Raw genomic sequence first — 15,530 nt, forward strand, 5'->3', positions numbered from 1 at the left:
ATTGTGTTATAAAAACCCTTTTATTGTTTTTTTACAAATCTGTAACGCAACCTAAACTAGCAGAGGATACATTTTTAATATATTTTCTCAAAACGCCTGTTGTAAAAGGAGAAGGAATTGGTTTCCAATTCTTTCTTCTTTCAGCCATTTCCTCATCAGAAATATGTAAAGTCATGGTGTTAGAAACAGCATCAATGGTGATTTTATCTCCATCTTTTACCAATCCAATTGGACCACCTTCTTGTGCTTCCGGCGTTACGTGTCCTACCACGAATCCGTGAGAACCACCAGAAAAACGACCGTCAGTAATCATTGCAACTTTATCTCCCAATCCGGCTCCCATAATTGCAGAAGTTGGTTTCAACATTTCTGGCATACCTGGTCCACCCTTTGGACCTTCGTTACGAATAACGATTACGTGTCCAGCTTTGATTTCTCCTTTTGACAAAAATTCAATAATTTCTTCTTCCCTCTCACAAACCTTTGCAATTCCTTCAAAACGTTCGCCCTCTTTACCAGTAATTTTAGCTACAGAACCTTCAGGAGCCAAGTTTCCAAACAAAATTTGTAAGTGTCCAGTTTTCTTGATTGGCTTATCCAAAGGCATCACAATTTTTTGATTTTCGAATTCTAAATCTTCCACATCAGCCAAATTCTCTGCCAAAGTTTTTCCAGTTACAGTCATACAATCGCCATGCATGTAACCTTCTTTTAATAAATATTTCATTACCGATTGAACACCCCCAATAGAAAGCATATCTTCCATGAAGTATTTTCCGGAAGGTTTCAAATCAGCAATTAAAGGAGTTCTATCAGAAATAGCTTGAATATCTTGTAAAGTAAACGAAACTCCTGCAGCGTGTGCAATGGCTAAATAATGCAATACGGCATTTGTTGAACCACCTAAAGCCATCACGATCGTCATCGCATTTTCGAAAGCCTTGCGAGTCATAATGTCTTTTGGACAAATATTTTTCTCTAAAAGCACTTTCATTGCAGCTCCGATGGCTAAGCACTCAGCTTTTTTGCCTTCGTGAGTAGCTGGATAAGAAGATGAGTTTGGCAAAACCAATCCCATTGCTTCCATTGAAGAAGCCATTGTATTGGCAGTGTACATTCCTCCACAGGCTCCTGGACCTGGGATTGAATGCTTAATCACACCTTCATAATCTTCATCTGAAATATTACCTGCAAATTTTTGGCCCAATGCCTCAAATGCAGAAACAATATCTAATTTCTTTCCTTTGTATTCTCCACTTCTGATCGTTCCTCCATACACCAACATTCCTGGTCGATTCAAACGCGCTAAAGCCATCATGGCTCCAGGCATGTTTTTATCACATCCTACTACAGCAATTACACCATCATACCACTGTGCTCCCACTACATTTTCAATTGAATCTGCTATGATATCACGTGAAGGCAGTGAATAACTCATTCCATCATTTCCGTTGGTCATACCATCAGAAACACCAATTGTATGAAAGATTAAACCTACCATACCATTATCTTGGATTCCCTTTTTCACATGAACTGACAAACCATTCAAGTGCATGTTACATGGATTTCCCTCATAACCCGTACTTGCAATACCGATTTGAGGTTTATTCATATCATCTTCAGTCAAACCAATGCCATATAACATTGCTTTTGCCGCAGGATTGGTAACTTCTTGGGTTAGTGTTCTTGAGAATTTATTAAGAGCCATATTGGAACAAATTTTTACAAACAACAAATATACGCAATCGGATTTGCATAAACAGACAATTTACCGAATAAAAATTGGGTAAATTGAATAAAAACAAACAAAAATCAGTAAAATTATATTATTATGCTTCTCCGACCTGCTGCCTCCACATGGCATAATATAATCCTTTGGTTTTCAGGAGTTCTTCGTGACTACCTTGTTCTACAATTCTCCCTTTTTCCAAGACGTAAATTCGGGTAGCATGCATGATAGTGGAAAGTCGGTGTGCAATTAATATTGAAATCAAAGTCGAATTTTGGGATACCGTTCGAATGGTTTCGGAAATCTCTTCTTCTGTCAAAGAATCTAAAGCAGAGGTTGCCTCATCAAACACCAACAAATTAGGATTTCTCAACAAAGCACGTGCAATACTTAATCGTTGTTTTTCTCCACCCGAAACCTTCACACCACCTTCCCCTATCAATGAATCAATTCCTTTATCAGCACGATTTAACAAAGGCTGGCAGGCGGCCTTTTGCAACACCTCCATACACTCTTCTTCGGTTGCATTTGGATTCACAAACAACAAATTCTCTTTGATTGACCCTGAAAACAATTGGGTATCCTGGGTTACAAAACCAATTTTCTTTCTCAATTCATCAAAATCAATAACATCTCCTGCTAATTGATTGTAAAATACTTGTCCCTGTTTGGGTCGATATAAACCAACTAACAATTTAACTAAAGTAGATTTTCCTGCACCTGATGGACCAACAAATGCGATACTTTCCCCACCCTTAACCTTAAATGAAATTTCATTCAAGGCGTTTTGATTGGCCGACTGATGTTTAAAACTCACTTCCTTAAATTCCAACTCATTGATATCTCCCAAAGGCTTAGGATTTGTGGGCTTAACCTCTTTCGGGATTTCAAAAATTTGGGCAAAATTTTGCATGGAAACCTCCGCCTCACGATAGGTATTTACTACATTACCAATTTCTTGTAAGGGTCCAAACAAAAAGAAGGAATAAATATTGAGGGAGAAAAATTGTCCAATGGTAATTTGTCCTTTATAAATTAAAAATATCAACAGCACCACCATGATCATTCGCAAAAGGTTTACGCATGTACCTTGCACAAAAGACATGGAACGCACATAGCGCACTTTTTTCAATTCTAAGCTAAGAATCTTTTCCGTAGTTGCATTCAATTGAGCTATTTCCTGTTCCGCTAATCCCAAAGATTTTACTAATTCAATATTTCGCAAACTTTCGGTTGTAGAACCAGCCAATCCAGCCGATTCTTTAACTATTTGAACTTGAATTGTTTTTATTTTTTTTGATAAAACCGAAGAAACGAAGGCGATTAATGGTCCTGTCACCAAAAACAAAGGCATCACAGCCCAATGCACAGAAAATGCGTATACGGAAATAAAAAGTAAGGCAATGACACTTTGAAATAATATATTTATACCTACAGTAATCAATTTCTCTACATCCACTCGTACCTTTTGTAATTTCCCTAAGGTTTCACCCGAGCGCTGATCTTCAAAGGTTTCATAAGGTAATTCCAAAGAATGTCGGATACCATCTGAATACAATTTTGCTCCTACTTTTTGAGTAACGGTATTGATGACATAATCTTGAAAGTTTTTTGCCACACGAGAAACAAATGCCACTCCGATAGATGCTAAGGCTAAAGGCCAAATAGCAGTCACAAATTGCTCAAGCGTATGCGTTTCTTGTCGATAAATACTGGCTACATCGTCGATAATCTTACGAAACACATAAGGATCCAACAAGGAAAACACCTGATTTGTGGCAGCTAATAGCAAGGCCGCAAAAACACGGTATTTGTATTCAGAGAGGTATTTGAAGAGGACTTTCAAGACTAATTGTTAATTGTTAATTGTAAATTGTTAATTGTTAATTGTTAATTAAGGCTGTACCTTATACCTTATACCTTATACCTTATACCATATATCTAAAACCTACTTATTGCCATTTCTGCCACGGTTTTTCCAATAGATAAACTGGAAGTTGCGGCGGGACTTGGAGCATTTAGGATATTGATCACTTTTGCGTCTTCCACAATGGAGAAATCGTCTAATAATCCACCGTTTCGGTCACAGGCCTGCGCACGGACACCCGCTCCACCTTCCACTAAATCTGATTCTTGTATTTCTGGAATTAATACCTGTAGCGCCTTGGTGAATGCCGCTTTTGAGAAGGAACGATACATTTCCCCGAATCCGGTTTCATAATACTTAGCAGCCACCTTTTGGAAACCCGGCCAAGAAAGAGTTTCCCACAATTCTTTTAAATCAATTTGACTTTTCTTGTACCCTTCCTTTTTAAAAGCTAAAACTGCATTGGGTCCAGCTTCTACCCCACCTCTTTTCATACGGGTAAAATGGACTCCAAGAAATGGAAAATTTGGATCAGGGACCGGATAAATCAAATTCTTTACTAGATATTCCTTGTCTTCTCTCAGTTTAAAATATTCACCTCTAAATGGTACAATACGAACATCTAAAGGTTCTCTTTGCGTCATTTGCGCAATTTTATCGGAATACAATCCACCACAATTGATCAACAATTTGGTTTCATAAGTTCCCTTGGTAGTTTCTACTATGGATAAGGTTTGCCCTTTAGTAATAGATAAAACTTGCTCTCCTAAATGCATTTCCACACCTTTCGACTCATTTAACACTGCCAATTTCGCAGCAACAACTCGATAATCAACAATACCTGTTTGCGGAACCCACATACCTTCAACTCCAGTCACATAAGGTTCAATTTCACGCATTTCACCCACAGATATTTTCCGTATTCCCTCCAACCCATTTTCTTGTCCGCGCACAAACAAATTATTCAATAAAGGTTTTTGATCTTCGGTAGAGGCTACTACAATTTTACCTGTTATTTCGAAAGGAATTTGATGCTCTTCACAAAAGGAAATCAATTGATGGTAACCATCAATGCAATTTTTGGCTTTTAAGGATCCTGGTTTGTAGTATAATCCCGAGTGAATTACTCCCGAATTATTTCCTGTTTGGTGCATTGCAACCGCTTTTTCCTTTTCAAACAATGCGATTTTCAAATTTGGATTTTGCTCCAATAAACGGTGTGCCGTGGCAAGTCCCACGATACCTCCACCAACAATAATTACATCTAAAGCCATAAGTAAATAATAATCCCACAAAGATAGGATTTAGTTTTGTATCTTGCAGTATGAATCCTATTCTTGAAAAATTAGTTCAAATTGGTAAAAAAGATTCCAAGATTATCCTTGGTTTGATGTCGGGAACCTCAATGGATGGTCTTGATGTTGCGCTATGCAAATTCATAGGATCTGGGACGGATACGCAGGTTGAAATTCTTCAATTTGAATCGGTACCTTTTGACGAAGCCTTTAAGAAAAAAGTGCGAACCATATTTGCCAAAGAAGAAATTCATTTTCCAGAGCTTTCAACACTGAATGTTGAAGTGGCACAAAAACATGCAAGTATTGTAAATGATTTATTACAAAAATGGAATATCGAAAATGATTCAGTAGATGTAATTGCCAGTCACGGACAAACGGTAATGCACAGACCCATGCGAGATCATTCTCGTCCGCATTCAACCATTCAAATAGGCGATGGAGATCACCTAGCCTACCAAACTGGAATTATTACGCTTTCTGATTTCCGACAAAAACATATAGCTGCAGGTGGAGAAGGGGCTCCATTGGCAGTTTTTGGCGATTATCTATTGTTTTCTCAGAAAAGTGAAAACCGAATTTTGTTAAACATTGGAGGCATTGGAAATTTCACATACATCCCCGGCGATTTGGATCCACATGCTATTCGGGTTACCGATACAGGTCCTGGAAATACTTTGATTGACGCATTGGTGAGAAGATATTTCCCTGCACAGAGTTTCGACAAAGATGCAGCCATTGCCAATAAAGGAAAAGTTTCAGAAGATTTATTGCATCTCATTTTAAAGGATGATTTTTTCAAAGAAAATTTTCCAAAAAGTACAGGTCCTGAAAAATTCAATTTAGATTGGCTGAACAAAATTATGTTGGATGGAAACATTCATTTATCTCCAGAAGACCTCATTTGCACCATCAGTGAACTCACAGCCCGATCCATTTCTGATGCCATTAACCAATATTTGCACATCGACAACACATATCCAACCCGCTTGTTAATCAGTGGAGGCGGCAGTAATAATCCCTTCATCATGAAACGATTGAGTGAATTAAATCCAAATTTCAATTGTGAGGATTTTGATGTATTGGGATTTGATTCAGGTGCAAAAGAAGCAGTCCTTTTTGCCTTATTAGCTAATGAGACTTTATCGGATGCAACTGTTTACAAAAATAGAAAATTGGGCGATACCCCTTGGCCAAGCTTAGGAAAAATTAGCCTTCCTCTGTAAATTGCAGTATGAAATTAAAATTTCAAGATCTTATTTTATTTGAGGATTCCGATTTTATCGTCATCAACAAACCTTCTGGTATTTCAACATTAGACGAACGAAAAGACGATTTTGCCCCTTCTATTTTGCGAATGGCAAAGGCCTATTCAGAAGATGCACAAATGGGTCATCGACTTGACAAAGAAACTACTGGTGCATTGGTCATTGCTAAAAATCCAGAAGCATACCGTTCCATTTCTATGCAATTTGAGCACAGAGAAACGGCAAAAAGGTATCATGCGGTAGTGGAAGGAATGCACGATTGGGATGGAATTATGGTCAATCTGCCTATTTTTCCACTAAAAGATGGCAAGGTCATTATTGATAGAAACAAAGGCAAACATGCGGAAACTTGGTTTAGATCCTTACAAGTTTTTAGAGGTTACACCTTGGTTGAATGTTTACCGATAACAGGTCGTATGCACCAAATCAGAATTCACTTGACTTGCCTAAAAGCTCCGATTGTATGTGATGAAATGTATGGTGGACATTATTTCTTTTTATCGGACATGAAAAAGAAATTTAACCTAAAAAAAGAAACGGAGGAATTACCACTCATGCGAAGAGTTGCTTTGCATGCTTACAGCTTAACCTTTAAATTAATGAATGGAGATGTAAAAGAAGTTATTGCTCCGTATCCAAAAGACTTCAATGTATTGGTAAAGACATTGGAGAAGAATTCCTAAATTTGTGCCCTGGCCCCTTAGTTCAATGGATAGAATGTAGGTTTCCGGTACCTAAGATACAGGTTCGATTCCTGTAGGGGCTACTTTAAGTGAAAAGTGGAGAGTGAGGAGTGGTAAGTGACAAATGGAATGAGGACTTTATAGCTTAATCAAAGGTTTATCCTATCGAGATTTGTAAATTAGTTTTATGAAAATTGGATTTGATGCGAAGCGACTTTTTTTAAACAATACAGGACTTGGAAATTATTCCAGGTTTGTTGTAGATTCTTTAGTAAAAAGTCACCCGGAAAATCAATACTTTTTATATACACCCAATACAAGAAAAAATAAAGGTACAGAACATTATTTTTCAACATCTAATGTTCATATCATCCAACCAAAGGGACTTCTAAAATTCGGATTTTTAAAATCTATTTGGAGAACCTTTTTTATTTCTTTTGATACATCAGTAAAAGAATTAGACGTTTTTCATGGATTAAGTCATGAATTACCATTGGGACTTCCTCCGAATGTAAAAAAAGTATTAACAGTCCATGATGTCATTTTTCTTCGATTTCCCGAATATTTTCCGGTTATCGACCGTTTTTTTTACAAATTAAAATTGGCATCGGCCTGTGAAAAAGCCGATTTGATTATTGCCATTAGTGAAGAAACTAAAAAAGATATCATTGCATTTTTTCAAGTAGATGAAAGTAAAATACAAGTAATCTATCAAGGATGTAATGAGATATATTTCGACAAAGTTTCAGATGAGAGGAGAGCAATCATCATGCAAAAATATAATTTGCCAGACAAATACATTTTAAATGTGGGCAGTATTGAGGAACGAAAAAATGTGGGTTTACTCATTGAGGCGCTTGCTCAAATTCCCGAAAATGATCGACCAGATATTGTTTTAATTGGAAAAAGAACTCCTTATACGCAAAAAGTAGAAAAATTAATTCAAAAATATAAGTTAGAAGCTAAAGTCCACATTTTACCTTTTATTAGTTTTGAAGATCTATCGGGCATTTATCAGCAAGCAAAATTATTTGCCTATACTTCAAAAGTTGAAGGATTTGGAATCCCTATTTTGGAAGCTATGGTTTCAGAAATACCCGTATTAGTTCCTAAGGGATCTTGTTTCACAGAAGTGGTTGGTCCAGATGGGGTTTATTTTGAACCTGAAAACAGTTTAGATCTTGCAAATAAAATTCAGCATATATTAAAATCTGAAACTGCTGAATTAATAAGTTATCAAACTAATTACGCAAAGAGGTTTTTTGAAGATTCTCAGAAGAAATATTATAAGCTATTAGAGGATTTATTGAAAAAATAATTTTAGCATTATTTTTTCATTTGAATTTTAAAATACTCTTTCGGTGAAATATTTTTCAACTTCTTAAAGGCTAAGTAAAAATTAGCTCTACTTCCAAAACCAACTTTAGAGCAAAGCCCCTCAATGGTATAATTTTTGGAATTAGAACCATCTTTTAAAATCTCTTCTAAGTACTTAATTCTCCAGGTATTTACATAATCTTTAAAAGACAAATCCGTAAATTCCTTTATAATAGTAGAAATTTTTTTACTTGATAATTTCAAATCTGCGGCAATAATATTTTGATTAAAATCTGGATTTAAAAACATTTTTCTAGTGGCAAAATAATCATCAATTTTTTGATAAATCATTTGACTTTCTTCTGAAAGTTCAGGTTTATTTTCAAGTTCCTTTTTTATATGAAAACTTTGAAGCACTAAACTTTTTAAAAGGATACCATCCAAAAGTTTTGGATTATAAATTAAAAATAAAACTAAAACAATGTAATCAATAATTTTAAATAAATCGGGCCAATTAAATATCAATTCATTTTCATAAGGGAAAATAAAAAAATAAAAATTAATGGAAATCGTAATGAATTTCAATCCAATATCGCCAACTAACCAATATATCAATAATCGATTTTTATGTTCTATTTTGATTCCATTTACTTCAAAGAATCTTTTTAAACGAACCATCATCCAAATTAGATAAATGAAAAATTGAATTAAGCGAATTTTGGAATGTGTAGAACCACTCAGGACGTAAAAGGATTTAATAGGGTAAACTAATAATGAATTTTGCTGAATCATTTCTTTGAAAAATTCCATTTTCAATTCCCTACTACTAAAATAAACAGGAAGTAATTCAATAAAATTTAAAATGAAAGGCAAAAAATGCAAAAGGTAAATGGGTTTGAATTTCTTATTCGGGAACAACATAAATTCCTGAAATAGGAAAGCCAATGGGAATAACAAATAAACGAAAGGAGAGCTCACTCGATACAAATGAGGGAATTTCATCATCCATTCGGGAGTACTGAAAAAAGAAAGAAGGATAAGCCCTGTTAATATGAGCAGGTTTAATCCGAGAATTTTAGTTGCAACTAAGCCTTTTTGAAAAATTAATTTTATTCCAAAAATTAAGAACAAAAGGCTAATTCCAAAATGAAATAAATTATATAAAATTGCATCCATATTGGAATTTAAAAAAGAAGTAAGATAATTTAATTTGAACTGGTCATCCAAATCTTACTAAAGTTAAACAATTCTGTTACAATTGTTTTCAATTTCATACTGGAAAAATGTACACCTTCTCTTACTTGCACATAAATCCAATCTGTTTTTACTTCGTGTGCCTTTGAAGCCAACACCAAAAACTCCATATCAAACAAAAAAGCATTGATTTGAGTTTTCAAAAATATGGATTTTCCCTTTTGATTAAATCCTTTCAAACCAGATTGCGTATCCTTTACCTTTAATTTTGGAAAAAACAGATAGTTCATCAACTTAAGACTGAGTGAGAAAATCTTTCTCCTCATTGGCAATTGATCATAATATTGTTCATCCCTAACTCCTACCACAATGTCGGATTCTCTAGACTTTAATTTATCCAACATATCCCATGCATTTTCTAAAATATAAGGATAATCAAAATCAGTATAGATGATAAATTCCGATTGACAATTCTTCATTGCTTCCCGCAATGCTGCCCCTTTCCCCTGATTGATGGGCAATTCTAAATAAATAAATTTTTGAATTTTACTTTTTAAAAAATCTATTTCGGAAACATGAATTCCATGAGAGCTGCCATCGTTGACCAAGTAAAGCGTAATTTCAAATTCCTCCTGAATTGGTTTTTGAAAAGCTGAAAAATAAAACCACAAATCTTCTGCCCATCCTTTTTTGGGATTGTAAATTGGATGTACCAGATCTAAAGTCAATTTGGAATTTTTCATTATTGTCGACACAAATTTATCATTCATAATTCATAATTCATAACTCATACTTCGACAAGCTCATGAACCATTCATAATTCATAATTCATAATTATAAATAGTTTTGATTAGAAATTAGATTTTCGAATCTTTATAGAATAATTAAAATTGTAAACCTATTTAAATTCAACTATGATTCACACCATGCGATGGTTTGGTCCTAATGACCCAGTTTCCTTGATGGATATTCGTCAGGCGGGTTGTACGGGAGTAGTTTCTGCACTTCATCAAATTCCTGTAGGAGATGTTTGGACAAAAGATGCCATTCAAGAACGAATTCAAATCATCGAAGCTGGCAATAAAGATTGGTCGGATTTAAATTGGTTGGTCGTAGAAAGTTTACCGGTTCATGAAGACATCAAAAAAGGTTTACCAAGTCGCGAAAAATACATTGAAAATTATAAAATTAGCCTACAAAATTTAGCCGATTGCGGTATAAAAACAGTCTGCTATAACTTTATGCCCGTTTTAGATTGGTCTAGAACCAAACTATTTTATGAACTTGAAAACGGCGCAACTGCGCTTCGTTTTGTGTGGGTGGATTTTTCCATTTTTGATTTGTTTATTCTCAAACGTCCAGACGCGGCATCAGACTACACAGAGGAAGTGCAAAAAGCTGCTTTGGAACGATTTGAAAAAATGAGTCAAGTCGAAATTGATGAGCTGAAAAATACGGCTTTATTAGGTTTACCAGGCTCCAACGAAGCCTTTCATCTAGAAAATTTCCAAAGTTTATTAGACAATTACAAAGAAATTGGCGCGAAAGAATTAGAAGAAAATTTGCATTATTTCATACAATCCATTGCTCCTTTTGCAGAAGAATTAGGCATCAAATTATGTATCCATCCCGATGACCCTCCTTTTCCCTTATTGGGACTTCCTCGCGTAGTGAGCACCGAAAAAAACTTAGCCGATTTAATGGATGCTTCTCCGGTGAATGCCAATGGAATCACTTTTTGCACCGGCTCTTTGGGAGTGCGTGCCGATAATGATTTACCGCAAATGATTCGTCGATTTGGCGATCGAATCCATTTTGTCCATTTAAGAGCTACCAAAAGAGAACAAGATAATCCGCTCATTTTCCATGAAGCAGACCATTTGACCGGAGATGTACCTATGGTAGAGGTCATTAAAGAAATTGTTACTTTAGAAAAAATAACGCAAAAACAATTGCCTATGCGACCAGACCACGGACATCAGATGTTAGATGATTTGCATAAAAAAACATATCCAGGCTATACGGGCATAGGTCGTTTAAAAGGTTTGGCAGAATTGCGGGGGGTAGAACTAGCGGTTAGGTCGATGTTAACTCTTTTGCTTTTCTTTTGCTTTAATCTACGTGCAGATGATGGGTATCGACTTTGGTTGAAGTATGATAAATCGGCTCAGCCACAAAAATATGTTTCTGTTTCCCGTAAAATCGTAAATAATTTTGGACCATCTGAAGTAATTCAAACAGCTGAAAAAGAATTACTCAATGGTTTAAACGGTATGCTGGGAAAAGACAATTCAAGCCCCAACTCAAAAAATATTTTGTTTGAAAAAAATCCAGCAATTGCCAATCAAGGCTTCAAAATAGAATTACTTTCGAACAAAATTAGCATCCAAGCGTCTGAACCCAATGGGATTTTATATGGAGTTTTTGCCTTTTTGAGACAAATTCAACAGGAAGAAAATTTACATTCTAAAACATCTATACCCAAGATACAATTACGGATGTTGAATCATTGGGACAATGTATTGGGAACAATCGAGCGTGGCTATGCAGGATCCTCCTTGTGGAAATGGTATGAATTACCAGAAACAATTGATCCACGTTACACTGAATATGCTCGAGCAAATGCTTCTATTGGCATTAATGCGGTGGCAATTAACAATGTGAATGCTAGTGCTAGATTTTTAACCCCAGAATATTTATCAAAAGTTAAGGCACTTGCCGATGTTTTCAGAAAATACGGAATTAAGGTGTACCTATCTTTAAATTTTGCCTCACCTAAAATTTTAGGAAAATTAAAAACCTCAGATCCCTTAGATCCACAAGTTAGACAGTGGTGGAAAGATAAAACAAAAGAAGTGTATCAATACATGCCCGATTTTGGTGGGTTTTTAGTTAAAGCCAATTCAGAAGGCGAGCCTGGTCCACAAGAATATGGTAGAACCCATGCCGATGGCGCAAATATGTTAGCAGAGGCCATTTCACCATTTGGTGGAAAGGTTATTTGGCGTGCATTTGTGTACAGCCCAAACCCAAATGGGGACCGATTCAAAGAAGCATTCAATGAATTTAAACCTCTAGACGGACAATTTGCAAAAAATGTAATTGTACAAGTTAAAAATGGACCAATTGACTTCCAGCCGCGAGAGCCCTTCCATCCCCTATTTGGCGCAATGCCAAAAACCCCATTGGGCTTAGAATTTCAAATAACTCAGGAATATTTAGGTTTCTCAACCAATCTATTTTACCAATCGGTTCTGTTCAAGGAAACACTTGATGCAGACACCTATTCGAAAGGTAAAGGATCAACTGTTGCCAAAGAAATATCTATGATTGCTGGAGTAGCTAATACGGGTTCAGACAGAAACTGGACCGGACATTTGATGTCGCAAGCCAACTGGTATGCATTTGGCAGATTGGCTTGGGATTATGAGTTGAGTTCGGAAAAAATTGCTCAAGAATGGACAAAAATGAGTTTAACAAAAAATGAAAAATCTGTCCAAACCATTGAAAATATGTTGATGAAATCGAGAGAAACCTATGTAAATTTCACAACACCTTTGGGCTTACATCACATCATGGGGCAATCGATCCACTGGGGACCAGAGCCTTGGTTGACAAGAAGTCAGCGACCAGATTGGACTTCTATTTATTACCACCGAGCAGATAGTTTAGGACTTGGATTTAACCGAAAAGAATCTGGAAGCGCTGCTTTGAGTTTGTACCATCCGGAAGTTCAAAAACAATGGGCTGACCCCAAAACTACCGATTTGAAATTTTTGCTTTGGTTCCATCATGTGGCCTGGAATGAAAAACTGAGTAGCGGAAGAACTCTTTGGAATGAACTTTGTTTTCGATATTATACGGGTGTAGAAGAAGTAAGACAATTGCAAAAAGATTGGGAATCTGTAAAAGGAACGGTTGATGAGGAAATTTTCAATGATGTAAAAGGTCGATTAGCTGTTCAACACAGAGAGGCTTCAAATTGGCGAGATGCTTGCTTGTTGTATTTTCAAACTTTTTCAAAAATGCCTATCCCATACGAGGCGCCCAAGAGAAGCTTGGCAGAGATGAAAAAATTAGTAGAAATTTATCAATTAAAATAATATGAATAACCCATTTTCATTAGAAGGAAAAGTAGCCCTGATTACTGGCGGAGGAACTGGCATTGGTTTAGATATGGCCAAATGTTTTGTACAATCAGGTGCGACTGTGATCATTACTGGAAGAAGAGAAGAGGTATTAAAAGAAGCGATAGCTGAAATTGGTTCCAATACACATTATGTGGTAAATGATGTAAGTGATTTGAGCCAAACAAAAACCTTAGTGGAAATTATACTTGCAAAATTTGGAAAGATTGATGTCTTAGTCAATAATGCAGGTATCAACATGAAAAAACATGCGGTGGAGGTATCTGACGAAGATTTTTCCAGAATAATTCAAACGAATTTAAATGCAGTTTTTGCCTTAACAAGAGAAGTTGGCAAGCACATGTTGGAAAGAAAATCGGGGTCTATTATTATGATATCCTCCATGGCAGCCTATTATGGAATTGACCGAGTGGCGGCCTATGCTTCATCTAAAACAGGTATATATGGTTTGGTAAGAGTCTTGGCTTCAGAATGGTCACAATATGGACTTCGAGTAAATGCCATAGCACCTGGATTCATTGAAACTGCCATGAGCAGAACAGCCATGAATTCGGATCCTGACAGAAAACATAAGGCAATGGACAGAACTCCGGCAGGGCATTTTGGAAAGCCTGAAGATGTAGCCTGGGCGGCAGTATATTTAGCCTCGGATGCTTCAAGTTATGTAACAGGTGTTTCTTTGCCAGTAGATGGCGGTAATTCAATCGGATTTTAAATGAATAAGAACTTTCGTTGGGTAGTAGTAGCCCTTTTGTTTTTTGCAACAACGATCAATTATTTGGATCGTCAAGTAATTGGATTGTTGAAACCTACTTTGGAAAAAGAATTAAACTGGTCGGAAACGGATTACAGTTTTATTGTGATGTGTTTCACGGCAAGTTATGCCGTAGGATTATTGTTATTTGGAAAAATTATTGACAGCATTGGCAGTAAATTAGGTTACACTATTTCCATTATCATTTGGTCCATAGCCGCCATGGCACATGCCTTGGCAAAATCATCTTTCGGATTTGGGGCAGCAAGAGCAGCATTAGGTATTGGAGAAGCGGGTAATTTTCCGGCGGCCATCAAATCAGTAACCGAATGGTTCCCAAAACATGAACGTGCATTTGCTACGGGTATTTTTAATTCGGGAGCAAATATTGGAGCCATGGTAGCACCAGTGATGGTCCCATGGATTCTGGGTGCCTATGGTTGGCAGGAGGCCTTTTTGATCACAGGAGCTATTGGATTTATCTGGTTAATCTTTTGGATCATCTTTTACGAGCTCCCAAGTAAAAAAGGAATTGTTGTAAGAGAAATTGCAGAAGAAACAGAGACTGACGATGTAAAAATTCCGTATGCAAAATTGTTTACATTGAAACAGACATGGGTATTCATTGTTGGTAAATTTTTTACAGATCCCATTTGGTGGTTCTTTTTATTTTGGCTGCCGTCTTATTTTAATACTACATTTGATTTAGATTTAAAGAAGCCAAGTATACACCTTGCAGTTTTGTTTACTTGTACATCTATTGGGAGTATAGGCGGTGGATTTATTCCTGGATGGTTGATGCGAAAAGGATGGCCTGTTTACAAGGCAAGAAAATATTCCATGTTGTTTTATGCACTGTTAGCCGTACCCATTTTCATGGCAAAATATGCCACTAATATTTGGGAGGCTGTGGCACTCATCAGTTTAGCTGCTTCGGCGCATCAGGCATGGTCGGCCAATATATATACAACGGTTTCCGATATGCTACCCAAATCGGCAGTTAGTTCAGTAATTGGAATCGGTGGATTAGCAGGATCTTTGGGAGGCGTTATATTTCCCTTAATTATAGGCCTTATTTTAGAGTCATATAAATCAAATGGACAAATCACAGAAGGCTACAACCTAATTTTTATTATCTGTGGAATGGCTTATGTTTTTGCTTGGGGATTGATACATGTAATTAATCCGAAACTGGTAAAAGTGTAAAAGGGATAAGGGATGAGGGATGAAGGATTAGGGATTAGGGATTAGGGATGAGGGATAAGGTGTTAGGTT

Annotated in this window: 11 protein-coding genes and 1 tRNA gene; 7 read left to right on the forward strand and 5 right to left on the reverse strand. The window is 36.3% G+C overall.

The genetic code is table 11. The annotated features are described in order from the left end of the window. Positions 1-31: 31 nt before the first annotated feature. The 3 genes from ilvD to lhgO form a co-directional block, all read right to left on the reverse strand. The gene (ilvD, locus tag EOJ36_RS07500; RefSeq protein ID WP_127803946.1) at positions 32-1,708 is read right to left on the reverse strand and encodes a dihydroxy-acid dehydratase; all 1,677 of its coding nucleotides are present in this window, start codon (positions 1,706-1,708) and stop codon (positions 32-34) included. A 121-nt stretch (positions 1,709-1,829) separates the two neighbouring features. After that, positions 1,830-3,575, reverse strand: coding sequence for an ABC transporter ATP-binding protein (locus tag EOJ36_RS07505; RefSeq protein WP_127803948.1), 1,746 nt, complete (start codon positions 3,573-3,575; stop codon positions 1,830-1,832). A gap of 95 nt (positions 3,576-3,670) precedes the next feature. Then, complete coding sequence (gene lhgO / locus EOJ36_RS07510; protein ID WP_127803950.1) at positions 3,671-4,870, reverse strand: L-2-hydroxyglutarate oxidase; 1,200 nt, start codon at positions 4,868-4,870, stop codon at positions 3,671-3,673. A gap of 50 nt (positions 4,871-4,920) precedes the next feature. On the opposite strand from lhgO, the gene EOJ36_RS07515 reads away from it, so the two are divergent. The 4 genes from EOJ36_RS07515 (at position 4,921) to EOJ36_RS07530 (ending at position 8,160) form a co-directional block, all read left to right on the forward strand. Further along, positions 4,921-6,117 (forward strand): anhydro-N-acetylmuramic acid kinase, encoded by a 1,197-nt coding sequence (locus EOJ36_RS07515; RefSeq protein WP_127803952.1) that lies wholly within the window; start codon positions 4,921-4,923, stop codon positions 6,115-6,117. An 8-nt stretch (positions 6,118-6,125) separates the two neighbouring features. After that, positions 6,126-6,842 (forward strand): RluA family pseudouridine synthase, encoded by a 717-nt coding sequence (locus tag EOJ36_RS07520; RefSeq protein WP_127803954.1) that lies wholly within the window; start codon positions 6,126-6,128, stop codon positions 6,840-6,842. Positions 6,843-6,853: 11 nt separating this feature from the next. Further along, positions 6,854-6,925, forward strand: a tRNA-Arg gene (locus EOJ36_RS07525). 104 nt (positions 6,926-7,029) lie between these two features. After that, the gene (locus EOJ36_RS07530; protein WP_127803956.1) at positions 7,030-8,160 is read left to right on the forward strand and encodes a glycosyltransferase family 4 protein; all 1,131 of its coding nucleotides are present in this window, start codon (positions 7,030-7,032) and stop codon (positions 8,158-8,160) included. Between the two features lie 8 nt (positions 8,161-8,168). Here the strand turns inward: EOJ36_RS07530 and EOJ36_RS07535 are convergent, their stop codons facing one another. Together EOJ36_RS07535 and EOJ36_RS07540 are read right to left on the reverse strand one after the other, a co-directional pair. Beyond that, entirely contained in the window at positions 8,169-9,335 is a 1,167-nt protein-coding gene (locus EOJ36_RS07535) for a helix-turn-helix domain-containing protein (RefSeq protein WP_127803958.1), read from the reverse strand. 29 nt (positions 9,336-9,364) lie between these two features. Then, positions 9,365-10,096 (reverse strand): glycosyltransferase, encoded by a 732-nt coding sequence (locus EOJ36_RS07540; RefSeq protein ID WP_164847869.1) that lies wholly within the window; start codon positions 10,094-10,096, stop codon positions 9,365-9,367. A 171-nt stretch (positions 10,097-10,267) separates the two neighbouring features. On the opposite strand from EOJ36_RS07540, the gene uxuA reads away from it, so the two are divergent. From uxuA to EOJ36_RS07555, 3 genes are read left to right on the forward strand one after another with little or no spacing between them, the layout of a single operon-like run. Further along, positions 10,268-13,456 (forward strand): mannonate dehydratase, encoded by a 3,189-nt coding sequence (gene uxuA / locus EOJ36_RS12080; RefSeq protein ID WP_317125905.1) that lies wholly within the window; start codon positions 10,268-10,270, stop codon positions 13,454-13,456. Between the two features lies 1 nt (position 13,457). Further along, positions 13,458-14,216, forward strand: coding sequence for an SDR family NAD(P)-dependent oxidoreductase (locus tag EOJ36_RS07550; protein WP_127803962.1), 759 nt, complete (start codon positions 13,458-13,460; stop codon positions 14,214-14,216). Beyond that, positions 14,217-15,461: an MFS transporter gene (locus EOJ36_RS07555; protein ID WP_127803964.1), complete on the forward strand. Its 1,245-nt coding sequence runs from the start codon at positions 14,217-14,219 to the stop codon at positions 15,459-15,461. Positions 15,462-15,530: the final 69 nt, after the last annotated feature.

This window comes from Sandaracinomonas limnophila, assembly GCF_004005965.1.
GTDB classification, from domain to species: domain Bacteria; phylum Bacteroidota; class Bacteroidia; order Cytophagales; family Spirosomataceae; genus Sandaracinomonas; species Sandaracinomonas limnophila.

What these genes read in the sequence shown, in the direction of transcription:
- EOJ36_RS07520 (WP_127803954.1), top strand. Translation starts at nt 6,126, where the DNA reads ATGAAATTAAAATTTCAAGATCTTATTTTATTTGAGGATTCCGATTTT.
- ilvD (WP_127803946.1), bottom strand. Translation starts at nt 1,708, where the DNA reads ATGGCTCTTAATAAATTCTCAAGAACACTAACCCAAGAAGTTACCAAT.
- uxuA (WP_317125905.1), top strand. Translation starts at nt 10,268, where the DNA reads ATGATTCACACCATGCGATGGTTTGGTCCTAATGACCCAGTTTCCTTG.
- lhgO (WP_127803950.1), bottom strand. Translation starts at nt 4,870, where the DNA reads ATGGCTTTAGATGTAATTATTGTTGGTGGAGGTATCGTGGGACTTGCC.
- EOJ36_RS07540 (WP_164847869.1), bottom strand. Translation starts at nt 10,096, where the DNA reads ATGAAAAATTCCAAATTGACTTTAGATCTGGTACATCCAATTTACAAT.
- EOJ36_RS07535 (WP_127803958.1), bottom strand. Translation starts at nt 9,335, where the DNA reads ATGGATGCAATTTTATATAATTTATTTCATTTTGGAATTAGCCTTTTG.
- EOJ36_RS07555 (WP_127803964.1), top strand. Translation starts at nt 14,217, where the DNA reads ATGAATAAGAACTTTCGTTGGGTAGTAGTAGCCCTTTTGTTTTTTGCA.
- EOJ36_RS07530 (WP_127803956.1), top strand. Translation starts at nt 7,030, where the DNA reads ATGAAAATTGGATTTGATGCGAAGCGACTTTTTTTAAACAATACAGGA.
- EOJ36_RS07550 (WP_127803962.1), top strand. Translation starts at nt 13,458, where the DNA reads ATGAATAACCCATTTTCATTAGAAGGAAAAGTAGCCCTGATTACTGGC.
- EOJ36_RS07515 (WP_127803952.1), top strand. Translation starts at nt 4,921, where the DNA reads ATGAATCCTATTCTTGAAAAATTAGTTCAAATTGGTAAAAAAGATTCC.